The sequence below is a fragment of the Cryobacterium sp. MP_M3 genome, from assembly GCF_015752155.1.
Taxonomy (GTDB): Bacteria; Actinomycetota; Actinomycetes; order Actinomycetales; family Microbacteriaceae; genus Cryobacterium.
On sequence record NZ_JADOVI010000006.1, the window covers coordinates 56,373 to 80,786 of the forward strand.

Genomic DNA, 24,414 nt, shown 5'->3' on the forward strand with positions numbered 1-24,414 from the left:
CAGGCTTCTAGGTTACTAAACCCTGGCCGTCCGGCGCTGCCGGCGAGGTTGCGGGCGGGGTTGCGGGCGGTATCGCGGGGTGGGTTTTCAGGGCGCCGAGCGCGTCCAGCAGGGCTGCGGCCTTGATCCGGGTCTCCTCGATCTCCTCGGCGGGGTCGGACAGCGCCGTGATTCCGCCGCCGGTGCCGATGGACGCACCGTCGCGGTCGATGACGATGCTGCGGATGACCATGGCCAGGTCGACGGCGCCGTCGAAGCCGAAGTAGCCGAACGCGCCGGAGTAGATGCCGCGCGGTCCGGCTTCGAGCCGGTCGAGGATGCCCATGGCGCTCGGCTTGGGCACGCCGGTCATGGAGCCGGCCGGGAAGCAGGATTCCACGGCGTCGACGCCGGTGAGGCCGGCCGCCAGCCGGGCCTCGACCGTGCTGACCAGCTGGTGCACGTGCGCGTAGCTTTCCACGTCGAGCAGCTGGGTGACCGCGACCGAGCCGAGTTCGGCGATCCGGCCCAGGTCGTTGCGCATGAGGTCGACGATCATCAGGTTCTCGGCGCGTTCCTTGTCGCTGGTCTCCAGTTCGGTGCGGAGGGCCAGGTCGCGGGCCAATCCGGTGGAGCGGCGGCGGGTGCCCTTGATCGGCCGGGTGCTGACCCGGCCGGCGCGGGAGACGGCGAGGAACTGCTCGGGCGACGCGCTTAGGAGGGCGGTGTCGCCGAACCGGAGCAGGCCGCCGTGGTGGCTGGGGCTGCCCGCCCGGAGCCGGAGGTAGGCGTCGACCGGGTCGGGATGCGCGGCGACCCGGATCTCGTTGGTCAGGCAGAGCTGGTAGGCATCACCCGCGGTGATCGAGTCCTGGCACTGCCGGATCAGGGCGTCGTAGCGTTCCGGGTCGTGCCGCCAGTGCGCCGCGACCGGAGCTTCGGCCCGGACGCTCACCGGGGACTGGGACGGCGTCCGAGAGGCGGATGTCCCGGCCGCGACCCGAAGGGCGGCGAGCACCTCGGCCGCCCACTGCTCGGGTGCGCCGGCCCCCGTCCGGCCCGGCCCGGTACGGGCGAGCAGGGTGACGGTCTGTTGGGCGTGGTCGAATTCGATCGCGCGGTCGACCTGCAGCAGCGCAGCATCGGGGTAGCGGGACTCGTGCACGCCGGCGCCCACGGTCTGGGCCCCGAGCTCGTATCCGAGCCAGCCGACCCAGCCGAGCCGGAACCGGGTCTCGTTCCCGCCGCTGGTGGCATCCGTCCCCGCATCGTCCTCTGGCTCGGACTCGGCCGGGGACTCGGCTGCGGATTCGGCCGCGGCCAGGTCTTCCCGCAGGAACTCGAAGATGGTCTCCGGCAGGGTCACGGCGCTGGTGCCGGTGCCGGTGCCTGCGCCTGCGCCAGGACCGGGTCCCGGGAGCGTCACCGTCACGGTGCCCTCCTGCACCGACGCTGTCACGAAGCGGGAGGAGGCATCCGCGGCGCCGAGGTAGCTGAAGCCGCCTTCGGCGGCGACGCCCGCGTCGAGCCAGAAGGAATGGGAGCAGGACCGGTGGAGGGTGAGGTAGACGAACTCCGGGTCCCACCACCCGGGCAGGGGGAATCGTCGGATCGGAGCAGGCACGCCCCCAGCCTAGGCGGGAAGGACTCCGCCGGCGCGCCGCAATCCGGGGGCCCGACCGGGGAGGGTCACCCGGGCCGTGATGAGCTCGTCGGGCACCGGGGTGTGGGAGATGAGCAGCACGGCCCGGCCGTCCTCGGCGGCCGTGACCAGGATGTCCCGCACGAGCCGGTCACCCTGTTCCTCGTCCACGTTGGCGGTGGGTTCGTCGACCACGAGCACCGGGAAGTCGGCCAGCAGCGCCCGAGCGAGGGCGATCCGCTGGGCTTGCCCGCCGGAAACCAGGGCGCCGCGTTCGCCGACTCTGGCGTCGAGGCCGCCGCGCTCCGCCGCCCACTCAGCCAGGCCGACCCGGTCGATCACGGCCAGTAGTTCCTCGTCGGTCGCGGTGTCCCTGGCGAACAGGAGGTTCTGGCGGATGCTGTCGTCGAAGAGCCAGGGCCGCTGCTCGCAGAGCCCGACCACCGCGCGCACCTCGGATTGGGGCAGCAGCCGGGCCTCGACGCCGTCGAGGGTGTACGACCCGGTGTAGTCGAGGAAACGCACCAGGGCCTGCGCCAGCGAGGTCTTGCCCGCGCCGCTCGGCCCGGCCAGGTGCACCCGGTCGCCGGGCGCCAGCCGCAGGGTGACACCGGTCACGGCCGGGGTCTCCGCGCCCGGCCAGCGCGCACCGAGGTCGGTCAGTTCGACGACGCGCGCCCGCTGCCCCCTGGTCGCACCGATGGCACTGGTCGCACCGGTGGCGCCCCCGGATGAGACCTCGACCGGGACCTCGACCGGAATCTCGGCCGGGATCACCGTCGGCACCGCGGTGGCGACGCGCTCGGCGCTGGAGCGCACCTCGCGCCATGCTCCGAGGGCGGCCGGGACGGTGCCGAACACCTCGAAGACGGCCATCGGCACGAGCACGATCACGGCGAAGGCCGGGCCGGCCAGGCTGCCCGCGGCGCCGCCCGCGGCCAGGGCGGGGATGCCGACGGCCAGCGCGGCGACCGTGGCGCCGCCCGCGAACAGCGACAGCAGGGCTCCCTGCACGCCGACGCCGAGCGACCGGCGGAGGGTCGCCCGTCTGAGGAGTTCGTCGGCCTGCCGAAGGGCGTTGAGTCTCCCCGGCAGGGCTCCGAACGCGGTCAGCACGTCGAGATTCTCGACGACCTCGAGCACCTGGCCGATGAGGTTGCCACGCAGCGGCGCCAGTTCACGCTCGGCGCGGGCGGCGAGCACACCGGAGCCGAGCGCGCCCAGCACCCCCGCGACGACGAGGCCGAGCAGCAGGGTGAGCCCGGCGGCCGGCAGCACGCTCCACACCCCGGCGACCGAGAGAGCGGCGACGATGCCCGCGGTCGCGAGCGGCTGGACCACCCGCAGCGGGAGATCCTGCAGGGCGTCGACGTCGCGCACGAGCCGGGTGAGCAGCTCGCCCCTGCCGGTGTCGGCGAGCCCGGCAGGCGCCAGCGGGACGATCCGGGAGAACACGCCGACCCGAAGCAGGGAGAGCTGCCGGAAGGCCGCGTCGTGGCTGGTCAGCCGATCGAGGTAGCGGAAGGCCGACCGGCCCAGGGCGAAGGCCCGCACGCCGACGACCGCCATCGAGAGGTAGAGGATGGGCGGCTGCTCGGCGGCCCGGGTGATCAGCCAGGCGGAGGTGGCGAGCAGCGCCACGGCGCAGAGCAGGGAGGCCACCCCGGCCGCCAGGCCCGGCACGAACCAGCGCGCCCGCGGTTGGGCCAACCGGAGAATCGCCCGCGTGGCGGTGCTGAGGCGCCCGGTGCGCGCCGGCGCGGTGGCGGCAGGGGTGCCGCTAGCGGCCCCGAACGTCGGCTCAGACATGCGCGGCCCCGTCCAGTTCGACAATCTGGTCCGCGGCGTCGCGCAGCATCGACCGGTGGCTCACGACGATCACGATGAGACCCTCGGCGGCGAGCCGGCGGAGCCCGGAGACCAGGCGTTCCTCGGCTTCGGGATCCAGCGCCGAGCTGGGTTCGTCGAGAACGAGCACGCGGCACCCGTGCAGCCGGGCGCGGTAGACGGCGCGCGCGGCCGCGACCCGTTGGGCCTGCCCGCCGGAGAGCCCGTCGCCGTTGACGCCCAGCCGGGTCGCCGGGTCCAGTTCGCCCGCCCCGGCCTCGCGGAGGGCCCGGTGCACCAGCACCGGGTCGGCGGATGTCTCCCCCAGCGCGACGTTGTCGGCGATCGTTCCGGCCAGCAGGCCCGGGCGCTGTCCGGCCCAGGCCAGCCAGGGCCGCGGCGTGCCGGGGACGACGGGTGCGTCGCCCAGACTGATCGCTCCGTCGAAGGGAACGAACCCCTGCAGGGCCGCGACCAGGGTCGACTTGCCGGCGCCGCTCGCGCCGCGGATGACGGAGAGCCGGCCCGGGAGGAAGACGGCGGTGAGCTCCGGGGCGGCCCGGCCGGCGCGGTCGGAAGAACGGCGCACCCTGACCCGGTCGAAGCGCAGGGCGTCCGGGTCGGGCCGGACGGCACCCGGCGGCCCGGTGAGGGTAGGAGCCCCGGGCGCGGCGGGGGCCTGCGGGTCGTCGAGGATCGCGAAGACGTCCTCGGCCGCGGCGAGGCCGTCGGCAGCGGCGTGGAACTGGGCCCCGACCTGCCGCACGGGGAGGAACGCCTCCGGGGCGAGCAGCAGCACGAACAGGCCGACGCCGAGCTGGAGGGAGCCGTCGACCAGGCGGAGGCCGATCGACACGGCGACGAGCGCGACCGACAGGCTGGCACCCAGCTCGAGCACGAAGCCGCTGAGGAAGGAGACCCGAAGCACCTTCATCGTGCGGCCGCGGTAGTCCTCGGTGATGGTGCGCACCCGGTCGGCCTGGCGCGCCTCCCGGCCGAAGATCTTGAGCGTGGCGAGCCCGCCGACCAGGTCGAGGAAGCCGGCGCCGAGCCGTTGGAGCGCGTCCCACTGCGCGCGCTGCACGGCCTGGGTCGCCTGCCCGATCAGCACCATGAACAGCGGGATGAACGGCAGCACCACGATCACGGTGATGCCGCTCGGCAGGTCCTGCCAGAGCATCACGAGCACGAGGATCGGGGTCGCGATGCCCGCCAGCAGCAACTGCGGGAGGTACCTCGCGAAGTAGTTGTCGAGCGCGTCGAGGCCCTGCCCGACCAGGGTGGCCACGCCGGCGCTCTGCGTGCCCGCCAGCCAGTCTGGGCCCCGCTCGGCGAGGCGCCCGAGCACGCGTGCGCGCAGTTGGCTCTTCACCGACGCGGCGCCCCGGCTCGCGGCCACTTCGAGCAGCCAGACCAAGGCCGCCCTGGCCACGACGACGACGACGAGTGCGCCCAGCGTCGGCGCGAGCTCGGCCGGGCCGTGCCCGGCGACGGCGAGGCTGATCGCCCGGCTCAGCAGCCAGGCGAATGCGATCACCACCAGGGTCTGGGCCAGGCCGAGCGCGGCCCCGACCAGCAGGAACCACCGGGCAGCGGACGCGTAGCGGAGGAGCCGAGGGTCGAGGGGGCGCATGGACGATTCGGGAGGCTAGTGCGCGGCGGCTTCGATGGTGCCGCGGCTGACCCGCTTGCGCAGCACCCAGTAGGTCCAGCCCTGGTAGAGGAAGATCACCGGGGCGGCGATCAGGGCGGTCCAGCTCATCACCTGCAGGGTGTACGGCGTCGAAGACGCGTTCGCGATGGTCAGGCTGTTCGCGGCGTCGTTGCTCGCCGGCATCACGTCGGGGAACAGCGAGGCGAACAGGGTCAGCACCGCCAGCCCGATGGTCGCGGCCATCAGCGTGAACGCCCATCCCTCCGACCCCTTCAGGTTGAAGAGGAACGACCCGATCAGGGCGACGGCGGCCAGGGCGGCGAACACGGCGGTGAACAGGCTCCCGAAGGCGAGCACCGTCCAGAGCAGGAACGACGCCGCGACAACGATGGTCACGAGCCCGGACCGCACGGCGAGTTTCCTGGCTCGCTCGCGGATGTCGCCCTCGGTCTTGAGGGAGACGAAGACGATCCCGTGGGTGAAGAAGAGCAGCAGCGTGGTCAGGCCGCCGAGCAGCGCGTAAGGGTTGAGCAGGTCGAAGAAGCTGCCCGTGAAGTTGTGGCCGGCGTCGAGCTGCACTCCCTGCACGACGTTGGCGAAGGCCACGCCCCAGAGCAGGGCGGGCACGGCGCTGCCGACGACGATCATGCCGTCGAACCACTTCTTCCACTCCGATTCCGGCCGCTGGTGCCGGTACTCGAACGACACCCCGCGCACGATCAGGGCGAGCAGGATGAGCAGCAGGGCGAGGTAGAACCCGCTGAACATGGTGGCGTACCACTCGGGGAACGCGGCGAAGAGGGAGGCGCCGGCCACGATCACCCAGGTCTCGTTGAGGTCCCAGACCGGGCCGATCGTATTGATCAGCACCCGGCGGTCGGTGTCGTCCCGGCCCAGGAACGGCAGGGACATCCCGACGCCGAAGTCGAAACCGTCGAGTACGAAGTAGCCGATGAACATCGCGGCGATGATCCAGAACCAGAGGATGTTGAGTTCCATCAGACGCTCCTAGTAGACCGTGACACGTTGGGGGGTTTCACCGGTCAGCGGATCCGGCACCGGGGCATCCTCCGGGCCCTGCCGGACCGCGCGCAGGATCAGCCGGAACTCCACCACCGCGAGCACGCCGTAGATGAGGGTGAACGCGATCAGGGAGATCAGGATCTCCAGCCCGGAGACGTTGGGCGACACGCCGGACTCGGTCTTCAGCAACCCGAAGACGAGCCAGGGTTGCCGTCCCATCTCGGTGAAGATCCAGCCGACGCTCATCGACGCGAGCGAGAACGGGAACGACCAGATGGCGACCTTCCAGACCCAGGCGGCGGCCGGGGTGCGCCCGCCGCGGGTGAGCCACAGGCCGACGACGGCGACGAGGATGTGCGCGATGCCGAGGCCGATCATCCAGCGGAACGCCCAGTAGGTGATCCAGATGGTCGGCGTGTAGTCGCCGGGGCCGTAGAGCGCCGCGTACTGGGCCTGCAGGTTGTTGATGCCCTCGACGGTGCCGTCGAGGGTGTGGGTCGAGAGGAACGAGAGCAGGTACGGGATCCGCACCGAGAACAGCTCGCTCACGCCGTCGGGGGTGCCGAGGGTGAAGAGCGAGAAGGATGCGTTCGCACCGGTCGCCGTCTTGTACATCGCCTCGGCCGCGGCCATCTTCATCGGCTGGGCGGCGGTCATGGCCAGGCTCAGCGAATCGCCGAAGAAGGTGGTCAGCGCGCCGGAGATGACCATCATCCACATGCCGAACTTGAGGGCCGGACGCATGGTGTCGGCGTGCTGCTTGCGGTAGAGGTGCCAGGCCGCGACGGAGATGATCAGGCCGGACGACACCATGAAACAGGCGAAGATGGTGTGCGGGAAGGACGCGAGCGCGATCGGGTTGGTGAGCAGCTCGCCGATGTCGGTGAGCTCGGCCCGGCCCCTGGCCTCGTTGATCCGGAACGCGATCGGGTTCTGCATGAACGCGTTGGCGGCGAGGATGAAGTAGGCGGAGGCGATCGAGCCGACCGTCGTCAGCCAGATCGTGGCGAGGTGCAGCCCCCGGGGAAGCTTGTCCCAGCCGAAGATCCACAGCCCGATGAAGGTGGCCTCGAGGAAGAACGCCACGATGCCCTCGAAGGCGAGCGGCGCCCCGAACACGTCGCCGACGAAGCGGGAGTAGGTGGACCAGTTCATGCCGAACTGGAACTCCTGCACGATCCCGGTCACGACGCCCATGGCGAAGTTGATCAGGAAGATCTTGCCGAAGAAGTGGGTCAGCTGGAGGTACTTCGCCTTGTCGGTGCGCACCCACGCGGACTGGAAGATCGCGACCGTGAGGGCCAGCCCGATCGTGAGCGGAACGAAGAGGAAGTGGTACACGGTCGTCAGACCGAATTGCCACCTCGACAGGAGTAACGGATCCAGCCACTCGTTCATGCGTCCTCCAACAGAGCCACTCTTCTACGATACGTAGAAGACTACACTTCTACGCCCCGTAGAAGACTGCAGTCGGCAGCGGTAAACTGGCCGCATGGGGAATCTGGGTGTGCTGGAGCGGTTGCTGATGGATGTCCTCTGGGACTCCGGTCAGGCGTTGCCCGCGAACGAGCTGCGCGACCGTCTGCTCACCCCGGCCGCAGTGGCCGCGAGCCGCAAGCCGCTGGCGACGACAACGGTGCTCACGGTGCTGTCCAGGCTCGAGACCAAGGGCTTCGTCACCCGGGACCGCGGCAGCCGCCCGCACCTGTACCGGGCGGTGCGGACCCGCGCCGAACACACGGCCGAGCTGATGCACGAGGTGCTCGGTTCCGCGCCCGACCGCCAGGCGGCGCTGGCCAGGTTCATCGGCAACGTCACCCCGCAGGAGGCCGAAAGCCTCCGGCTCCTGCTCAGCCCCGCGGCCGGCGAGTGACGCGGCGCGAGTGACGAAACGAGCGACGCGAGATGCGGCACCATGCCGGCGACCGCGTTAGCCCTCGGGGCGCTCGCCCTCGCCCTGGCGTGGCCTCTTCCGATCCTGCTCTCCCGGGCTCGGTGGCCGGCCCGCTCCCCCGGCCTCGCGCTGGTGCTCTGGCAGTCGATCGCCCTCGCCGGCGGCCTGTCGATGATCGGGGCCCTGTTCGCCTACGGACTGCTCGGGTTCGGGACCAATGCGCTGGCGGGCATCCGGTCCCTGTCGGTGCACGCCGGCTCCGGAGCGGTCCCCGCCGGGGTGACGTTCGGCCAGGTGCTCGCGCTCGCCGCCGCGTTCCTGCTCGCCGGGCACCTGCTGCTCAATCTGGCGGCCACGTTCCTCCGCGCCCGGGTGCAGCTGCGCCGGCACCGGCACCTGGTCGCGCTGCTCAGCGAGCCGTCGGCCGACCGTCCGGGCACCCGCGTCATCGACCATGAGGCCCCGGTCGCCTACTGCCTGCCCGGCGCGACGACGTCGGCGACCGTGTTGTCGCGGGGGCTGATCAGCCTGCTCGAGGCCGATCAGCTCCGCGCGGTGGTGGCCCACGAGCGCGCGCACCTGCTGCAGCGCCACCATGTCGTGCTGCTCGCGTTCCGGTCCTGGCGCAGCGCGCTGCCGTGGTTCCCGATCGCCACCCGGGCGGAGACCGCAGTGGGCCTGCTGGTTGAGATGCTCGCCGACGACGAGGCCCGCCGGCAGGTCGACGACCGCACGCTCGCGATGGCGATCGCGCTCGTGGGTTCGGCACACGGGCCGGTCACCGGGGCAGGCGACACGGGGGCGGCCGACACGGGGGCGGGCGAGACGGGGCCGCAGGGCACGGATGCCACGACTTTCGCCGGGCCGGATCATCCGTTCGACCTGTTGACTCCCCGCCTTCGCCGCCTCGTGGTGGCCACGCCGCGGCTGCGCGGTCACCAGGGCTTCGCTGTTCTGGCCGCGTCGGCAGGGCTGCTCGCCCTGCCGACGGTGCTGCTGCTCGCCTGACCGGGAGCCGCAGAGGCTAGAAGAGTTTCGCCTTTCCCAGCCACTCGGCGGCGATCGCCTTCGCGGACTTCTGGTCGTTCTTGCTCTCCGAGTTCATGCTCACCAGGTCCTCGGCGCTCAGGGCGGCGCTGACCTTGTTGAGCACTGCTGCGGCCTTGTCGTCGACCTTCTTCGACACGACGGGTACGACGTTGTCCGGGAAGAACAACCCGTCGGGGTCGGCGAGGGCGACGAGCTTGTTCGACTTGATGTTCGGGTCGGCGGTGTAGATGTTCGCCAGCTGGATGTCTCCGTCGACGAGAGCCTTGACGGTGAGCGGTCCGCCGCTGTCCTCGACCGGCTTGAATCCGGCGGTCACGATGCCGTACTTCTCCTTGAGCGCGGTCGGGCCGTAGGGACGGGTCTCCAGCTCGGAGTTTCCGCCGACCGTGATGGGCTCGGTGACGTTCTTCAGCGAAGCGATGTCGGTGAGCTTGTACTTCGTGGCGAAGGCCTGCGTGACGGTCCACGAGTTCTGGTCGCTCGCGGCGGCCTGGTCGAGCACGCTCAGGCCGGACGGCAGTGCCTTCTGGAGTTCGGCGTAGGTCTCATCTGCTGTGCCGCCGGCCGCCTTCTTGTCGAGGGCCTGCAGCAGGCTGCCGGTGTACTCGGGGAAGACGTCGATCTTGCCGCCGGTGATGTCGGGCAGGTAGACCTCGCGCTGGCCGATCCGGAACTGCCGGTCGACGGTGACGCCGTTGGCCTCGAGTGCCTGGGCGTAGATCTCGGCGATGATCTCGTTGGAGTAGTAGTCCTGCGAGCCGACCACAAGGGTCTTCGAGTCGCCCGACGTGGTACTTCCGGCGCCCAGCGGATCGCCGGACGCACACCCTGCAAGGGCTACGACGGCCCCAACCGCGACCGCGGCGATTGCCGCGAGCCGGCCTCTTTTCACTGTGAACATTAGGGGTTTCCTTTCGTGATGGCGGGTTCCATCCCCGGGCGCGGTCTGGCTGACCTGGCCCGGTCGACTGGGAGGCGGGTCGTGGCGACACCGCGTGGGACCACGACCCGCTGGATCGTGGCGAAGACGGCCTCGAGTGCGAGGGCGAGCAGGATGACGAGGATGGAGCCGCCGAGCATCTCGGCATAGTCGCGGGTCTTCAGCCCGGAGAAGAGGTAACGGCCGAGGCCGAAGTCCGCGACGTAGGCGGCGAGGGTGGCGGTGGCCACGACCTGGAGCGCGGCGGAGCGTAGACCGCCGATCAGCAGGGGCAGGCCCAGCGGAATCTCGACCTGGGTCAGGATCTGCGCCTCCGACATGCCGACGGCCCGGGCGGCGTCGATCGCGCCCCGGTCGATGGCCTCGAACCCGGCGTACGCACCGGCGAGGATCGGGGGGATCGCGAGCACGGTCAGGGCGACGTAGGGGGCACCCAGGCCGATTCCGATCCAGAGCGCGACCAGGGTCAGCAGCCCGAGGGTCGGGATGGCGCGCAGCCCGCCCGACGTCGCCACGGCCAGGCCGCGTCCCCGCCCGGTGTGCCCGATCGCGAAGCCGAACGGAATGGCGATGGCCGAGGCGACGACCAGGGTGAGGAAGGTGAAGCCGAGGTGCTCGAGCACGCGCACGGGGATCGCTCCCGGTCCGGCGTAGTTGGCGGGGTCGAGGATCCAGCCGAGGGCGTCGCCGAAGATGTTCATGGGGTGACCTCGACGGGCGGCCGGAGCCGCGCATCCGCCTTGACGGCCTTCCGTGCGCGGGTCCAGGGCAGGGCCAGCCTTCCGGCGGCGACCAGCGCCGCGTCGAGCAGCAGGGCGAGCAGTACGGTCGCGACGATGCCGGTGATGATCTCGGCCTGGATCCCCCGCTGGAAGCCGTCGGTGAAGAGGGAGCCGAGGCTCTGCGCCCCGATCACCGCACCCACCGTGGCCAGGCTCACCGTGCTGACCGCCACGACCCTGAGCCCGGCCAACAGCACCGGGCCGGACAGCGGCAGCTCCACCTGCCAGAAGTTGGTCCAGGCGGAGAACCCCACCGCCACGGCCGAGCGCTGCACGTCGGCGTCGACGGAGGCGAGGCCGTCGGCGACCACGCGCACCATCAGGGCCACGCCGTAGATGGTGAGGGCGATGACGAGGTTGAGCGGGGACCGGAGCGTCGTGCCGACGAGGGCCGGAAGCACGATGAACATCGGGAACGAGGGGATGGCGTAGAGGAGCCCGCTCGCCGTCAGGATCACGCCCCGGCTGAGCCGGTAGCGGTTGGCCAGCCAGCCGAGCGGCAGTGCGATCACGAAGCTGAGGATGATCGGGGGCACGCTGAGAATGAGGTGATCGAGGGTGCGATCCCAGATGAGGTCGAGGTTCTCCCAGACCCAGGTCACCGGGAGAACCCGACCTGCCCTGGGGCGGAGTCGCCGACGAGCACGCCGGCCAGGCGGCCGTCGCTGTCGACGAGCACGTCACGACCGTCATGTCGTTCGACGTGCAGCGCGCGCTTGCCGCGGTCGGCGCCGATGAAGCTGGCGACGAAGTCGTTCGCCGGATGGGCCAGGATGTCGGCGGGCGAGCCGATCTGCGCGATCCGGCCGCCCTCCTGCAGGATGACGACCTGATCGCCCAGCAGGAAAGCCTCGTCGACGTCGTGGGTGACGAAGACCACGGTCTTGCCGAGCTCGGTCTGCAGCCGGATGAGCTCCTGCTGCAGCTCGGCGCGCACGATCGGGTCTACGGCGCCGAACGGCTCGTCCATCAGCAGGATGTTGGGATTGACCGCGAGCCCCCTGGCCACGCCCACGCGCTGCTGCTGACCGCCGGACAACTGGCTCGGGTACCGATCGGCGAGGCCCCGGTCGAGACCGACCGTGTCGAGCATGGCCAGGGCGTCGGCCCTGGCCTTCTTCCGCGGCACGCCGCGCAGCAACGGCACCGTCGCAACGTTGTCGACCACCTTGCGGTGCGGGAGCAGGCCCGAGTTCTGCATCACATAACCGATGCTGCGGCGGAGCTTCACCGGTTCGAGGGAGGCGATGTCGACCCCGTCGATCTCGATCGAGCCGGCCGTGGGGTCGACCATCCGGTTGATCATCCGCAGCAGGGTGGTCTTCCCCGACCCGGACGATCCGACCAGCACCGTGGTCCGGTGCGATGGGAGGGTGAGGCTGAAGTCATCGACGGCCAGGGTGCCATCCGGGAACTGCTTGCTCACCGAGCGGAACTCGATCATAGAAGTGGCTCATTCCTCGCCTGAAGTCGGATCAACACGTGCCAGAGGGTTAACACAACCATCCTTCGTCGCCGAACGGCACAGTGGATTGCAGAATGTTATCCGCTGACGGCGAAACGGTCGGCGCCGACCGGTCAGACGCTGGGTGGTCAGACGCTGGCCGCGACCGGCCCGTAATAGCCGACCAGGTAGTCGCGCATGACCCGGCGGCACTCCGCGATGAAGCGTTCGTCGCCGTTCGGGTCACTGTGGAAGGCGCGGGAGAGGATCGAGTCCGCCATCTCGACCGTCACCTCGAGCCGGAAGATCAGCTCAGGGCCACCGTGCAGGCCGAACTCCTCGGCGAGCACGCCCGCCAGCTGACGGGCGAAGTAGCCCGACTCGAGTTCCTCGCTGCCGCTGATCGGGGTGCGTTCCCGGTCGGCGAAATGCACGATCCGGAAACCGGGCTCTGAGCGGTACAGGTCGACGAACGCCGTGACGGCGCAGTCCACGGCATCCCACCAGTTCTCCGGCCCGCTGCTGCGAAGCTGCTCGACCACGCGCTGCCGGAACCGCAGCACCGCGCGTTCGCGCAGGGCCTGCAATACCGCCACCCGGTCGGGGTAGTACCGGTACACAGTGCCGATCGACGCCCCCGCGCGCTCAGCGACCATCGCGGTCGTGATGCGGTCGAACCCCACCTCGTCCACGACGACGGCGGCTGCATCGAGCAGCCCTGACAGACGGGCCGTGCTGCGCTGCTGGGTGGGTTCGATCCGCACCTGCTGGCCCGACACGACAGGATCCCCACCGAAAAGGTCACTGAGTGACACTTGTCCTCCTTGAAGTAAGCCCCAATCCTACGTTGCTGAGTCCCGCTCGCCTGCCAGCGACGGGCATCAGCCCCGGAATGGGGGCCGCGCCACGCCGTGCGGCCGTGGCGCATGCCAGACTAGGGACTGTGCCGAAGTCATCCCGAGTACCGACCACGGTCACCCCTGCGATGATGATGCACCGTGCGGCGCGCATCGAGGACTGGCTGCACGGGACCCGCGAAGGATTCGCCCGCAAGCGCGGCTACCTGCCCACGGTCATTCCGTACACCGGTTACGGGTCCACCGAATGGGTGCGGATCCTCTGCCGTGTGCTCCTGGCCAAACCGGCCAGGCCGGCCAAGCCGGCGAGCACCCGGCTCCGCTGGCGTTCCGACCGGCGTGACGCCGGCATCCGCGGCTGGCGCAGTTTCACCAGCGTGCCTGTCAACGACGTGACCGTGACCATTGAGATCAACGGCCAGGTCCACCGGGTGCAGGCGGACCGCGGCGGAGTCGTGGACACCGTGGTGCGGGTGAGCCTGACCCCCGGCTGGCATGTGGCCCGGCTGCACACGGAGGTGCACGCGGATGCGTCCACCCCGGTCGAAGCGCCCCTCTTCATCGTCGCCCCGACCGTGCACCACGGGATCATCTCCGATGTCGACGACACCGTCATGGTCACGACGCTCCCCCGCCCCCTGCTGGCGGCCTGGAACACGTTCGTGCTCGACGAGCACGCCCGGGTCCCCACCCCCGGGATGGCGGTACTGCTCGACCGGCTGGCGGCCACCTCCGACGGCGCCCCGATGATCTACCTCTCGACCGGGGCGTGGAATGTCGCCCCCACGCTGACCCGTTTCCTCTCCCGCAACCTCTACCCGGCCGGGGCGCTCCTGCTCACGGACTGGGGTCCCACCCACGACCGCTGGTTCCGGAGCGGGCGCGAGCACAAGCGCGCCAACCTGCGCCGGCTCGCCCAGGAGTTCCCGGAGATCCGCTGGATCCTGATCGGGGACGACGGCCAGCACGACGAGGCCATCTACGGCGAGTTCCAGCGTGACTTCCCCGGCAGCGTCGAGGCCGTCCTGATCCGCCAGCTCTCCCCGAGTGAGGCCGTCCTCGCCGGACGACGGGCCAAGGACGCCGTCGAGGAGAAGCACGATCCTCGGTGGATCTACGGACCCGACGGCTCCAGCCTGGCCGCCCAGCTGGCCGAGCAGGGCCTGCTCTAGCCTGCCGGCGTCCAGCCTGCTTCCGCGGCGCGGATGCGGTCCAGCCCGCGGTTGATCTGGCGGGCCCAGAGCGGGCCACGATAGAGGAACGCGGTGTAGCCCTGCACCAGGGTCGCTCCGGCCGCGAGGCGCTCGGCGACCTGCTCCGCCGTCTCGACGCCGCCGACCGAGATGACGCACAGCTCCCGGGGCACGGAGGCGCGGATCAGGCGCAGCACGGCCAGGGACCTGGCGTGGAGCGGGGCCCCGGAGAGGCCGCCGGCCCCGGCGGCGGCGACCGTGGCGGCATCCGCGACCAGACCCTCCCTCGAAATGGTCGTGTTCGTTGCGATGATGCCGTCGAGGCCGAGCCCGACCACGAGTTCGGCGATCCGGGTGACCTCCTCGTCGCTGAGGTCGGGGGCGATCTTGACCAGCAGCGGCGTTCCGGCGGCTTCCGCCTGCACCGCGCGCAGGAGCGGGGCCAGCTGGTCGAGCTCCTGGAGCCCGCGCAGGCCCGGCGTGTTGGGTGAACTCACGTTCACGACCAGGTAGTCGGCCAGGGGCGCGAGGAGCGCGGCGCTGGCCAGGTAGTCGGCGGTGGCGTCGTCGACCGCGGTGACGCGGCTCTTGCCGATGTTGATGCCGAGCACGGGGCGGCCGGGAACGGCCAGGACCCGGGCGAGGCGCACCCGCGCCGCCGCCGCGCCGTCGTTGTTGAAGCCCATCCGGTTGATCACGGCACGGTCGGCGATCAGGCGGAAGAGCCGCGGCTTCGGGTTGCCGGGCTGGGCGACGGCCGTGATCGTGCCGACCTCGACATGGCCGAAACCGAGTTGGCCGAGGCCGATCACGGCCTTGCTGTCCTTGTCGAACCCGGCGGCCAGGCCGAACGGCGAGTCGAAGTGCAACCCGAGCGCGTCAACACCGTGGCCGGGCGCCGGCGCGGTGAACCTGCGAACGAGACGTCCGACACCGAGGACGGGCAGTGCCCGGATCACGCTGAAGGCGAGATGGTGCGCGCGTTCCGGGTCGAGCCGGGAGAGCACGGTCCTGAAGAAGAAGGGGTACACGGTCGTGTGCCGGCCTAGTCTTCTGGCGTGCCGGACGGCGAGCCGGCGGGCGGGCCGGCCGGGTCGGTGCCGAGCCCCTCGACGTGCCCGGTGCGCAGCTGGGCGATCGCGGATTCGAAATCCTCGAGCGAGTCGAAGCCCTGGTAGACGCTGGCGAAGCGCAGGTAGGCGACCTCGTCCAGGTCCCGCAGCGGCGGGAGGATGGCCAGGCCGATGTCGTTCGCGTCCACCTGGGAGGCACCGGTCTGGCGGATGGTCTCCTCCACCTTCTGGGCGAGCATGGCCAGGTCGGAGTCCGTGACCGGTCGCCCCTGGCACGCCTTGCGCACCCCGGACACGATCTTGTCCCGGCTGAACGGTTCGACGACCCCGCTGCGCTTGATGATGTTCAGGCTCGCGGTCTCGGTGGTGCTGAACCGGCGCCCGCACTCGGGGCACTGGCGCCGGCGCCGGATCGACAGCCCGTCGTCGCTCGTGCGCGAGTCGATGACCCTGGAGTCCGGGTGGCGGCAGAACGGGCAGAACATTTGGCCTAGCCTACCGTTCCGCGCCGGCGTTGAACCGTGCCGTGACGGCGTCGCCGTGGGCGGGCAGCGCCTCGGCGTCGGAGAGGGCCGCGATGTGGCAGGCGACCGCGAGCAGCGCCTCCCGGCTATAGTCGACGACCTGTTGCGGCCGGAGGAAGGTGTACGCCCCCAGGCCTGAGGAGAACCTGGCCTGGCCGCCGGTCGGCAGCACGTGGTTCGAGCCCGCGACGTAGTCGCCCAGGCTGACCGGGGAATACGGGCCGAGGAAGATGGCCCCGGCGTTGTCGATCAGCTCGAGCACGGCCTGCGGGTCCGCGGTCTGGATTTCCAGGTGCTCGGGTCCGAACGCATTGCTGAACGCGGCGGCCGCGGCCAGGTCGTCGACGAGCACGATCGCGGACTGGCGTCCGGAGAGCGCTGCGGTGACCCGCACGCTGTGGGTGGCCGTCGTGGCCAGGTCGTCGAGGCGGGCGGACACGGCATCCGCCAGCGCGGCGGAATCGGTGACGAGCACGGCTGCCGCCAGCTCGTCGTGTTCGGCCTGGCTGACCAGGTCCGCCGCCACCAGCCGCGGGTCGGCGGCGGCATCCGCGATCACCAGGATGTCGGTCGGCCCGGCTTCGGAGTCGATCCCGGTGACCCCTCGCACGAGGCGTTTCGCTGCGGCGACATAGACGTTGCCGGGGCCGGTGACGAGCTGGACCGGGTCGAGGCCGAGCCCGGGGACGCCGTAGGCGAAGGCGCCGACGGCGCCCGCGCCGCCCATGGCGTAGATCTCGTGCACGCCGAGCAGCCCGGCGACGGCGAGGATCGTGGGGTGCACCCGGCCGGCGTGGTCACTCTGCGGCGGCGAGGCCAGCGCGAGCGACGAGACGCCGGCGACCTGGGCCGGCACGACGTTCATCACGACGCTGGACGGGTAGACGGCCTTGCCGCCGGGAACATAGAGCCCCACCCGGTTGACCGGCTGCCAGCGCTGGGTGATGACGGCGCCGTCGGCGATCGTGGTGGTGACGCGCGGCGGCACCTGCGCGGCGCTCGCGATCCGCACCCGCCGGATCGTCTCCTCGATGGCGGTGCGCACGTCGGGATCGAGCCCGGCCACGGCCTCGGCGATCTCGCTCGCCGGAACCCGCACGTGGGCGGGACGCACCCGGTCCAGGCGCTCGGCCTGGTCGAGCAGTGCTGCCTCTCCCCTGGCGCGCACATCGTCGATCAAGGCAGCGGCGACGTCGCTGGCGACGGTCACGCTGGTGGCCGCGCGCGGCACGGCGGCCAGCAGTTCGGCGGGAGTGGGCCTGGTGCCCCGAAGGTCAATAGTCTGGATCATCTCTGACCAGCCTAGCGACGAACCTCCCCGTGTACGGGAATAGGCTGGCTGGCGAGGAGCTTGATTCAAACACCATGAACGACACCGAGGCACCAGAGACATCACCGGCCACCACTCCCGCCACCGCGGCACCTCCCCTGGAGGGCGACCCGAACGCGCCCCAGGACCTCGCGGCCTTCAAACACGCGTTCCGGCGCCATGCAGCGGGGGTCGCGGTCATCACCTCGCTGAGCGAGGACGGCACCCCGGTCGGGTTCACCGCCACGTCGCTGGCGTCGCTGGCGTCCGTGCCGCCGCTGGCCACGTTCAACATGGCGCGTTCGGCCAGCACCTGGCCGGCCATCGCGGCGAACGACCGGGTGGTCATCCACATCCTCGGGGCACGCAACCGTGCCCTCGCCCAGAAGCTGTCAGGGCCGCAGGAAGAGCGTTTCGTCGGCGACCACTGGGCGCCCGGCCCGCACGGGCTGCCTGTGCTCACCGGGGTGACGTCGTGGATGGTCGGCCGGATCGTCGACCGGGTACTCGTGCACAACAGCGCGGTCGTGATCGTGCAGATCGAAGAGGGCGGGATGGGCGAGAACGACGACGCGCTGCTCTACCACGAGCGCGCCTACCGGGTGCCGGGCGCCGAGGTCTGACCCTGACGAGCTGACCCTGCGAACCGGGCCGGCGGTTCAGACCGGCGGTTCAGACCGGCGGCAGGCCGCGCAACCGGCGGCGTTCCGCCTCGACGATCGCGGCCTCCTCCGGGGTCGGGGCGCTGCCACCCAGGTGCCTGGGCTGCCACCAGGCCCCGGCGCCGTCCTCCGGACAGCTTTCCTGCAGTCCGTCGACGAGCAGCTGCAGGGTCTCGTGCAGTAGCAGGGTGAGCTGATGCGCATCCGCGTCGGCCGGCACCTGGATCGGTTCGCCGATCGCGAAGGCGATCGGCGCCCGGAAGGCGTCCCGCAGTGAGGGCTTGTGGTTCTTGGTGAGCAGGCGGTGCCCACCCCAGACCGCGATCGGCACGACGGGGACCCCTGCCTCCGCTGCCATCCGAATGGCACCCGATTTGAGCGACCGCACCGTGAAGGACGCGTTCACGCCGCCCTCCGGGAACACGCCGAGGAGTTCACCGGCGCGGAGTGCCTCGACCGCCTGGACATAGGCTGCCGCCCCGGCCTTCATGTCGACGGAGATGTGGCGCATCCCGCGCAGCAGGGGGCCGACGAGGGGCTGGTCGAACGCGCCCTTCTTGGCCAGGAAGCGGATGTGCCGGCGGTTCCGGTGCCAGGTCATCCACTCGACGAGGGCGAAGTCCGCATAGCCGAAGTGGGTGATGGCCAGGACTGCTCCCCCGGTGTCCGGAAGGTTGGCGAGCCCGGTGACCGACGGCTTGAGGCGCAGCAGAGAGAACACGGCCCGCCCTGCCCCGATGGCCGTGCTGTAGATCGGTTCCCTGGCGCGCCTTGTCATGGTCCAAGGCTACAACCCTGCGTCAGGTGAGGCAGTATGGCCCGAGCAGGCTCTTCAGCTCCCCGAACAGGTCGGCGCTGATCGTGATCCGGAACGGCAGCTCGAACACGCGGGCGGTCGTGCCCTTGACGAGTTTGAGCCTCACCTCCGAGCTGCCGCCGTGGCGCCCGAGCACCTCGCCGAGCGCGGTGACCGTGTCGGTCGTCGCCCGGGCTTCGGCCACCGTGATGGCCAGCGGTCCGGAGTCGGAGGCCTGTCCCAGCTCGGGCGCGAAGATGCTGTACGCGTGCAGGTTCATTCCGTCGTCCCGCATGCTCACCCGGCCTCGCACGACAACGATCGAGTCGCTGATCAGGTCCTGGGCGAACTCCTGGTACGCCTTGCCCATGAACATCACGGCGATCTCCCCGCCGAAGTCCTCGACCTGGATGATGCCGTACTGGTTGCCCGACTTCTTCGCGATCCGGTGCTGCACGCTGGTGATCAGGCCGGCGATCGTGACGGTGTCGGCATCCTGGGTCTGGTCGGAGGCCATCAGGTCGACGATGGTGGTGCTGGCGTGCTTGGCCAGCGGGATTTCGAGCCCGGCGAGCGGGTGATCGGAGACGTACAGGCCGAGCATGTCGCGCTCGAAGGCGAGTTTCTCCTTCTTGCTCCACTCCGGGCGGTCGGGCACCTGCTCGGTCTCCTGCGGGTCGTCGAAGAGGCTGTCGAAGTCGAAGCCGACCATTCCGTGCTCTTCGTCCCGCTTGATCTTGACAGCGGACTCGACCGCGGCCTCGTGGATCTCGACCATGCCGCGCCGGGTCGCGCCGAGCGAGTCGAAGGCGCCGGCCTTGATCAGCGATTCGACCGTTCGCTTGTTGGCCACCTGGATCGGAACCTTGCGCAGGAAGTCGTGGAACGACTCGAACGCGCCCTTGTCCGTGCGGGTGAGCCGGATGGCGTCGACGACGTTGAAGCCGACGTTGCGCACCGCCCCCATCCCGAACCGGATGTCGGTGCCGACGGCCGCGAAGTAGCCGATCGACTCGTTCACGTCGGGCGGCAGGACCTGGATGCCCATCCTCCGGCATTCGTTGAGGTAGAGGGCCAGCTTGTCGCGGGAGTCGCCGACGCTGGTGAGCAGGGCCGCCATGTACTCGGCCGGGTACTTGGCTTTGAGGTAGGCGGTCCAGTAGGAGAGCACCCCGTAGGCGGCCGAGTGGGCCTTGTTGAAGGCGTAGTCGGAGAACGGCAGCAGGATGTCCCAGACCGTCTTCACGGCGTCCATCGAGTAGCCGTTGGCCTTCATCCCGGCGGAGAAGCCTTCGAACTGCTTGTCCAGCTCGGACTTCTTCTTCTTGCCCATGGCGCGCCGCAGGAGGTCGGCCTGGCCGAGGGAGAAGCCGGCCAACTTCTGGGCGATGGACATGACCTGCTCCTGGTACACGATCAGGCCGTAGGTGGTGCCGATGACGTCCCGGAGCGCTTCCTCGAGCTCAGGGTGGATCGGGATGATCTCCTGCTGGCCGGTCTTGCGGAGCGCGTAATTGGTGTGGGAGTTGGCGCCCATGGGGCCAGGCCGGTACAGGGCGATCACGGCGGAGATGTCTTCGAAGTTGTCAGGCTTCATGAGTCGCAGCAGTGATCTCATCGGCCCGCCGTCGAGCTGGAACACGCCCAGGGTGTCGCCGCGGGCGAGCAGTTCGTAGGCGGCCGGGTCGTCGAGCCCGAGCTCCTCGAGCACGGGCCGATGGCCGCGGTTCACCGCGATGTTGTCGAGGGTGTCGTCGATGATGGTGAGGTTGCGCAGCCCGAGGAAGTCCATCTTGATCAGGCCGAGGGCCTCGGAGGCCGGGTAGTCGAACTGCGTGACGACCTGGCCGTCCGCTTCACGCTTCATGATCGGAATGATGTCGATCAAAGGGTCGGAGCTCATGATCACGCCCGCGGCGTGCACTCCCCACTGGCGCTTGAGGTTCTCCAGCCCGAGGGCCGTGTCGAAGACGGTGCGGGCCTCGGGGTCGGACTCGATCACGGCGCGGAAGTCGGCCGCCTCCCGGTACCGCGGGTGGTCCTTGTCGAACATGCCGGTGAGCGGCACGTCCTTGCCCATGATCGCCGGCGGCATGGCCTTGGTGAGTTTGTCGCCCATGCCGAACGGGAATCCCAGCACCCGGGACGCGTCCTTCAGCGCCTGCTTGGCCTTGATCGTGCCGTAGGTGACGATCTGGGCGACGCGCTCCTCGCCGTACTTCTCGGTGACGTAGTGGATGACCTCGCCGCGGCGGCGCTCGTCGAAGTCCACGTCGAAGTCGGGCATGGAGACGCGGTCGGGGTTCAGGAACCGCTCGAAGATCAGGCCGTGCACGAGCGGGTCGAGGTCCGTGATGCCCATCGCGTAGGCCACCATGGAACCGGCGCCCGAGCCACGGCCGGGCCCCACCCGGATGCCCTGCTGCTTGGCCCACATGATGAAGTCGGCCACGACCAGGAAGTAGCCCGGGAAGCCCATCTGGATGATGATGCCGATCTCGTAGTCGGCGCGTTTGCGCACGTCCGCGGGGATCCCGTTCGGGTAGCGCTTGGCCAGCCCGATCTCGTTCTCCTTGACGAACCAGCTCTCCTCGTTCTCGCCCTCCGGGCACGGGAACCGGGGCATGTAGTTGGCCTGGGTGTTGAACTCCACCTGGCAGCGTTCGGCGATGAGCAGGGTGTTGTCGCAGGATTCCGGGTGGTCGCGGAAGATGTGCCGCATCTGCGCGGCGGTCTTGAGGTAGAACTCGTCCGAGTCGAACTTGAACCGGTTCGGGTCGTCGAGGGTCGAGGCCGACTGCACGCAGAGCAGGGCCGCATGGGCGGTCGCGTCATGCGCGTGGGTGTAGTGCAGGTCGTTGCTGGCCACGAGCGGAAGCTTGAGTTCGCCGGCGAGTTTGAGCAGATCGGTCATGGTGCGGCGCTCGATGTCGATGCCGTGGTCCATGATCTCGCAGAAGAAGTTCTCCTTGCCGAAGATGTCCTGGAAGTCGCCGGCGGCCTTCTTGGCCTCCTCGTACTGGCCGAGGCGCAGGCGGGTCTGCACCTCGCCACCGACGCAGCCGGTCGTTCCGATCAGCCCGGCGGAGAACTCGGAGAGAAGCTCGCGGTCCATCCGGGGCTTGAAGTAGTAGCCCTCCAGGCTGGCCTTCGACGACAGCCGGAACAGGTTGTGCATTCCCGCGGTGGTCTCGGACAGAAGCGTCATATGCGTGTACGACCCGGCACCGCCGACGTCGTCCCGGTTCTGCCCGTTGGTGCCCCACCGCACCCGGGTCTTGTCCCGGCGGTCGGTGCCGGGGGTGATGTACGCCTCGGTGCCGATGATCGGCTTGATGCCGGCCTCGGTGGCGGTGCGCCAGAAATCAAACGCACCGAACACGTTGCCGTGGTCGGTGATCGCGACGGCGGGCATCCCCTGCTCGACCGCCGCGTTGATCAGCGGCTTGACCCGCGCCGCACCGTCCAGCATCGAGTACTCACTGTGCACGTGCAGGTGGACGAACGAATCCTTCGATCCACCCGACTTATTCTGAGGGGACAAAACGGCTCCGAGGTGTTGAGAGTGGTCGCTGCGGGCTAGGCGTCCCGCAGCACGTCGAGCGCGTGCGCGAGGTCGTCCGGGTAGTCGGCGTTGAAGGTGACCCACTCGCGCGAGTCGGGGTGGTGGAAGGCGAGTTGTTTCGCGTGCAGCCATTGCCGGGTCAGGCCGAGACGGGCGGTGATCGACGGGTCGGCCCCGTACATGGCGTCGCCGACGCACGGATGCCGCTGGGCGGCCATGTGCACCCGGATCTGGTGGGTGCGCCCGGTCTCCAGATGCACCTCCAGCAGTGAGGCCGAGCGGAACGCCTCGAGGGTCTCGTAGTGGGTGATCGAATCCTTGCCGCCGGCGACGACGGCGAATTTCCAGTCCGAGCGAGGGTGGCGCCCGAGAGGGGCGTCGATGGTACCGGCGAGCGGGTCAGGGTGCCCCTGGACGACCGCGTGGTAGATCTTCTCGACCTCCCGGTCGTGGAAGGCCCGCTTGAGGGCCGTGTAGGCCGCCTCCGACTTGGCGACGACCATCAGCCCGCTGGTGCCCACGTCCAGCCGGTGCACGATGCCCGCGCGTTCGGCGGCGCCGGAGGTCGCGATCCGGTAGCCGGCGGCCGAGAGCGCCCCGAGCACGGTCGGCCCGGTCCAGCCGACGCTGGGGTGCGCGGCAACGCCCGAGGGCTTGTTGACGACGACGATGCTCTCGTCGTCGTGCACGATCGACAGGTCCGGCACCGGGATCGGCACGATGGTGAGGGCCTCACGCGGCTGCCAGTTGACCTCGAGCCACGCTCCGCCGTGCAGCCGGTCGGACTTGCCGACGACGGCGCCGTTCAGCTCCACCCCGCCGGCCTCGGCGACCTCGGCCGCGAAGCTCCGGGAGAACCCGAACAGCTTCGCGATGCCGGCGTCGACGCGAACGCCGTCGAGGCCGTCGGGAAGGGGAAGAGAGCGTGTTTCCATGGGTGAGTCAGGGTGCTAACTGGGTGGGGGTCGGAGCAGGGGAATCGGGGGTTCCGGATGCCGGGGTTGCGGTTTCCGGCGCTGCGGCTTCCGGGGCAGGTCCCCGGCGGCCGTCGAGGCCGACGCCCCGGATGGTGAGCCACATGAAGATGATCATGCTCGTCACGATCGACATGTCCGCGACGTTGTAAATGGCCGGGATGAGCCACGGGGTCGAGATGAAGTCCACCACGTGGCCGAGACCGAAGGACGGTTCACGAAGCAGCCGGTCCGTCAGGTTTCCGAGCACGCCGCCCAGGAGGAGTCCGAAGACGAGGCCCCAGGCCAGGGAGCGGATGCGCCCCGCGAACCAGACGATGAACACCACCACGGCGACCGCGATGATCGAGAAGATCCAGGTCATCCCGGTTGCCAGGGAAAACGCAGCGCCCGGGTTCCGGACGAAGTGCAATTGGAGCACATCGTTCAGAACCCGGACGGTGTCACCCTCGGCAAGACCGGTGACGACAAGATACTTGCTGATTTGGTCCAGCGCGTAGATGCCCAGCGCGACGAGGACCAGAACGACAAGCGCGCTGGAGCGCTTCTTCGCTCCGTCCTTAGGCGCCAAAGCCCTGGAAGCTCGGCTTCGGGGCGTTGCCCGAATCGCTGCCGGCGTTCGCGCCGACCGGGGAGGTGGCGTCGAGGTCGCGGAGCTGGCTCTCGATGTAGCTCTTCAGCTTCTGGCGGTACTCACGCTCGAACGTGCGCAGGTCTTCGATCTTGTTCTCGAGGACCGAACGCTCCTTGTCGAGGGCGTTGATCTGGGCGCGCTGCTTGGCCTCGGCCTCAGCGACCAGACGCGCGGCAGTGGCGTGGCCTTCGGCGATGAGCGCGTCACGCTTCTCGGCACCCTCCTTGACGTGCTCCTCGTGCAGGCGGCGAGCCAGCTGCAGCAGGTTGGTGGTGCCGGCGGTCTCATCGACCGGCTCGGCGACCGCGGCGACAACCGGGACGACCGGAGCGGCGACGGGAGCCGGGGTGGGCTCAGCGGCGACCTCAGGAGCCTTGACGGCCTCGGCCAGGACAACGGGCTCGGCCGTTCCGCCACCGGAGACGCGAGCTCGGAGCTCCTCGTTTTCCGCGGTGAGGCGACGCAGCTCGACAACGACCTCGTCGAGGAAGTCGTCTACTTCGTCCTGATCGTATCCTTCACGGAACTTCGTCGACTGGAACCGCTTGTTGACTACATCTTCCGGAGTTAGCGCCATGGCTTTCCACCCTTA

Annotated in this window: 22 protein-coding genes; 4 read left to right on the forward strand and 18 right to left on the reverse strand. The window is 69.9% G+C overall.

Annotation, left to right across the window (positions count from 1 at the left end; all coding sequences use genetic code 11):
- Nucleotides 1–7 precede the first annotated feature (7 nt).
- The 5 genes from IWX89_RS08795 to IWX89_RS08815 are packed head-to-tail and all read right to left on the reverse strand — an operon-like array spanning nt 8 to nt 7,523.
- Nucleotides 8–1,603, reverse strand: coding sequence for an anthranilate synthase component I family protein (locus IWX89_RS08795; RefSeq protein ID WP_196903183.1), 1,596 nt, complete (start codon nt 1,601–1,603; stop codon nt 8–10).
- A gap of 9 nt (nt 1,604–1,612) precedes the next feature.
- Nucleotides 1,613–3,430: a thiol reductant ABC exporter subunit CydC gene (gene cydC / locus IWX89_RS08800; protein ID WP_196903184.1), complete on the reverse strand. Its 1,818-nt coding sequence runs from the start codon at nt 3,428–3,430 to the stop codon at nt 1,613–1,615.
- Complete coding sequence (gene cydD, locus IWX89_RS08805; RefSeq protein ID WP_196903185.1) at nt 3,423–5,081, reverse strand: thiol reductant ABC exporter subunit CydD; 1,659 nt, start codon at nt 5,079–5,081, stop codon at nt 3,423–3,425. Before cydD ends, cydC begins: the two co-directional genes overlap by 8 nt.
- Before the next feature lie 15 nt (nt 5,082–5,096).
- Nucleotides 5,097–6,101 carry a cytochrome d ubiquinol oxidase subunit II gene (cydB, locus tag IWX89_RS08810; RefSeq protein WP_196903186.1) on the reverse strand — a complete coding sequence of 335 codons (1,005 nt, stop codon included), beginning with the start codon at nt 6,099–6,101 and terminating at the stop codon, nt 5,097–5,099.
- A gap of 9 nt (nt 6,102–6,110) precedes the next feature.
- Nucleotides 6,111–7,523, reverse strand: a complete 1,413-nt coding sequence (locus IWX89_RS08815) for a cytochrome ubiquinol oxidase subunit I (protein ID WP_196903187.1) — start codon at nt 7,521–7,523, stop codon at nt 6,111–6,113.
- A 94-nt stretch (nt 7,524–7,617) separates the two neighbouring features.
- Here IWX89_RS08815 and IWX89_RS08820 point away from each other — a divergent pair, with 94 nt between their 5' ends.
- Both IWX89_RS08820 and IWX89_RS08825 read left to right on the forward strand, forming a co-directional pair.
- The gene (locus IWX89_RS08820; RefSeq protein WP_196903188.1) at nt 7,618–7,998 is read left to right on the forward strand and encodes a BlaI/MecI/CopY family transcriptional regulator; all 381 of its coding nucleotides are present in this window, start codon (nt 7,618–7,620) and stop codon (nt 7,996–7,998) included.
- A gap of 42 nt (nt 7,999–8,040) precedes the next feature.
- A complete protein-coding gene (locus tag IWX89_RS08825) occupies nt 8,041–9,027 on the forward strand; it encodes a M56 family metallopeptidase (protein WP_196903189.1) in 987 nt (328 codons plus the stop codon).
- A 16-nt stretch (nt 9,028–9,043) separates the two neighbouring features.
- Here the strand turns inward: IWX89_RS08825 and IWX89_RS08830 are convergent, their stop codons facing one another.
- The 5 genes from IWX89_RS08830 to IWX89_RS08850 all read right to left on the reverse strand — a co-directional run bounded on the left by IWX89_RS08830 (nt 9,044) and on the right by IWX89_RS08850 (nt 13,050).
- Nucleotides 9,044–9,970, reverse strand: a complete 927-nt coding sequence (locus IWX89_RS08830) for an ABC transporter substrate-binding protein (protein ID WP_196903190.1) — start codon at nt 9,968–9,970, stop codon at nt 9,044–9,046.
- Nucleotides 9,970–10,710 (reverse strand): ABC transporter permease, encoded by a 741-nt coding sequence (locus IWX89_RS08835; protein WP_196903191.1) that lies wholly within the window; start codon nt 10,708–10,710, stop codon nt 9,970–9,972. Before IWX89_RS08835 ends, IWX89_RS08830 begins: the two co-directional genes overlap by 1 nt.
- Nucleotides 10,707–11,393 (reverse strand): ABC transporter permease, encoded by a 687-nt coding sequence (locus IWX89_RS08840; protein WP_196903192.1) that lies wholly within the window; start codon nt 11,391–11,393, stop codon nt 10,707–10,709. The genes IWX89_RS08835 and IWX89_RS08840 overlap by 4 nt, the downstream gene beginning before the upstream one ends.
- Complete coding sequence (locus tag IWX89_RS08845; RefSeq protein ID WP_196903193.1) at nt 11,390–12,235, reverse strand: ABC transporter ATP-binding protein; 846 nt, start codon at nt 12,233–12,235, stop codon at nt 11,390–11,392. Before IWX89_RS08845 ends, IWX89_RS08840 begins: the two co-directional genes overlap by 4 nt.
- Nucleotides 12,236–12,384: 149 nt before the next feature.
- The gene (locus tag IWX89_RS08850) at nt 12,385–13,050 is read right to left on the reverse strand and encodes a TetR/AcrR family transcriptional regulator (protein WP_196903194.1); all 666 of its coding nucleotides are present in this window, start codon (nt 13,048–13,050) and stop codon (nt 12,385–12,387) included.
- 173 nt (nt 13,051–13,223) lie between these two features.
- Here IWX89_RS08850 and IWX89_RS08855 point away from each other — a divergent pair, with 173 nt between their 5' ends.
- Nucleotides 13,224–14,264, forward strand: coding sequence for an App1 family protein (locus IWX89_RS08855; protein WP_231383092.1), 1,041 nt, complete (start codon nt 13,224–13,226; stop codon nt 14,262–14,264).
- Here the strand turns inward: IWX89_RS08855 and IWX89_RS08860 are convergent.
- From IWX89_RS08860 to hisD, 3 genes are read right to left on the reverse strand one after another with little or no spacing between them, the layout of a single operon-like run.
- Nucleotides 14,261–15,316, reverse strand: a complete 1,056-nt coding sequence (locus IWX89_RS08860; RefSeq protein WP_196903195.1) for a quinone-dependent dihydroorotate dehydrogenase — start codon at nt 15,314–15,316, stop codon at nt 14,261–14,263. The genes IWX89_RS08855 and IWX89_RS08860 overlap by 4 nt on opposite strands.
- A 14-nt stretch (nt 15,317–15,330) precedes the next feature.
- A complete protein-coding gene (gene nrdR, locus IWX89_RS08865) occupies nt 15,331–15,843 on the reverse strand; it encodes a transcriptional regulator NrdR (RefSeq protein WP_231383071.1) in 513 nt (170 codons plus the stop codon).
- A 10-nt stretch (nt 15,844–15,853) separates the two neighbouring features.
- Entirely contained in the window at nt 15,854–17,173 is a 1,320-nt protein-coding gene (gene hisD, locus IWX89_RS08870) for a histidinol dehydrogenase (protein ID WP_196903196.1), read from the reverse strand.
- Between the two features lie 74 nt (nt 17,174–17,247).
- On the opposite strand from hisD, the gene IWX89_RS08875 reads away from it, so the two are divergent.
- On the forward strand, nt 17,248–17,814 hold the full coding sequence (locus IWX89_RS08875; RefSeq protein WP_196903197.1) for a flavin reductase family protein: 567 nt from the start codon (nt 17,248–17,250) through the stop codon (nt 17,812–17,814).
- A gap of 49 nt (nt 17,815–17,863) precedes the next feature.
- On the opposite strand, the gene IWX89_RS08880 is transcribed toward IWX89_RS08875, so the two are convergent.
- The 5 genes from IWX89_RS08880 to IWX89_RS08900 are packed head-to-tail and all read right to left on the reverse strand — an operon-like array spanning nt 17,864 to nt 24,399.
- Nucleotides 17,864–18,631, reverse strand: coding sequence for a 1-acyl-sn-glycerol-3-phosphate acyltransferase (locus IWX89_RS08880; RefSeq protein ID WP_196903198.1), 768 nt, complete (start codon nt 18,629–18,631; stop codon nt 17,864–17,866).
- A gap of 22 nt (nt 18,632–18,653) precedes the next feature.
- Nucleotides 18,654–22,193: a DNA polymerase III subunit alpha gene (dnaE, locus tag IWX89_RS08885; RefSeq protein WP_255548545.1), complete on the reverse strand. Its 3,540-nt coding sequence runs from the start codon at nt 22,191–22,193 to the stop codon at nt 18,654–18,656.
- A gap of 35 nt (nt 22,194–22,228) precedes the next feature.
- Complete coding sequence (locus IWX89_RS08890; protein ID WP_134508445.1) at nt 22,229–23,149, reverse strand: RluA family pseudouridine synthase; 921 nt, start codon at nt 23,147–23,149, stop codon at nt 22,229–22,231.
- Nucleotides 23,150–23,156: 7 nt separating this feature from the next.
- Nucleotides 23,157–23,759, reverse strand: a complete 603-nt coding sequence (lspA, locus tag IWX89_RS08895) for a signal peptidase II (RefSeq protein ID WP_196903200.1) — start codon at nt 23,757–23,759, stop codon at nt 23,157–23,159.
- Nucleotides 23,749–24,399 carry a DivIVA domain-containing protein gene (locus IWX89_RS08900; RefSeq protein ID WP_196903201.1) on the reverse strand — a complete coding sequence of 217 codons (651 nt, stop codon included), beginning with the start codon at nt 24,397–24,399 and terminating at the stop codon, nt 23,749–23,751. The genes lspA and IWX89_RS08900 overlap by 11 nt, the downstream gene beginning before the upstream one ends.
- Between the last annotated feature and the right edge of the window lie 15 nt (nt 24,400–24,414).

Coding starts and splice junctions, on each gene's coding strand:
- cydC (WP_196903184.1), bottom strand. CDS start 3,430: ATGTCTGAGCCGACGTTCGGGGCCGCTAGCGGCACCCCTGCCGCCACC.
- cydD (WP_196903185.1), bottom strand. CDS start 5,081: ATGCGCCCCCTCGACCCTCGGCTCCTCCGCTACGCGTCCGCTGCCCGG.
- cydB (WP_196903186.1), bottom strand. CDS start 6,101: ATGGAACTCAACATCCTCTGGTTCTGGATCATCGCCGCGATGTTCATC.
- IWX89_RS08815 (WP_196903187.1), bottom strand. CDS start 7,523: ATGAACGAGTGGCTGGATCCGTTACTCCTGTCGAGGTGGCAATTCGGT.
- IWX89_RS08820 (WP_196903188.1), top strand. CDS start 7,618: ATGGGGAATCTGGGTGTGCTGGAGCGGTTGCTGATGGATGTCCTCTGG.
- IWX89_RS08825 (WP_196903189.1), top strand. CDS start 8,041: ATGCCGGCGACCGCGTTAGCCCTCGGGGCGCTCGCCCTCGCCCTGGCG.
- IWX89_RS08830 (WP_196903190.1), bottom strand. CDS start 9,970: ATGTTCACAGTGAAAAGAGGCCGGCTCGCGGCAATCGCCGCGGTCGCG.
- IWX89_RS08835 (WP_196903191.1), bottom strand. CDS start 10,710: ATGAACATCTTCGGCGACGCCCTCGGCTGGATCCTCGACCCCGCCAAC.
- IWX89_RS08845 (WP_196903193.1), bottom strand. CDS start 12,235: ATGATCGAGTTCCGCTCGGTGAGCAAGCAGTTCCCGGATGGCACCCTG.
- IWX89_RS08855 (WP_231383092.1), top strand. CDS start 13,224: ATGATGCACCGTGCGGCGCGCATCGAGGACTGGCTGCACGGGACCCGC.
- nrdR (WP_231383071.1), bottom strand. CDS start 15,843: ATGTTCTGCCCGTTCTGCCGCCACCCGGACTCCAGGGTCATCGACTCG.
- hisD (WP_196903196.1), bottom strand. CDS start 17,173: ATGATCCAGACTATTGACCTTCGGGGCACCAGGCCCACTCCCGCCGAA.
- IWX89_RS08875 (WP_196903197.1), top strand. CDS start 17,248: ATGAACGACACCGAGGCACCAGAGACATCACCGGCCACCACTCCCGCC.
- IWX89_RS08880 (WP_196903198.1), bottom strand. CDS start 18,631: ATGACAAGGCGCGCCAGGGAACCGATCTACAGCACGGCCATCGGGGCA.
- IWX89_RS08890 (WP_134508445.1), bottom strand. CDS start 23,149: ATGGAAACACGCTCTCTTCCCCTTCCCGACGGCCTCGACGGCGTTCGC.
- IWX89_RS08900 (WP_196903201.1), bottom strand. CDS start 24,399: ATGGCGCTAACTCCGGAAGATGTAGTCAACAAGCGGTTCCAGTCGACG.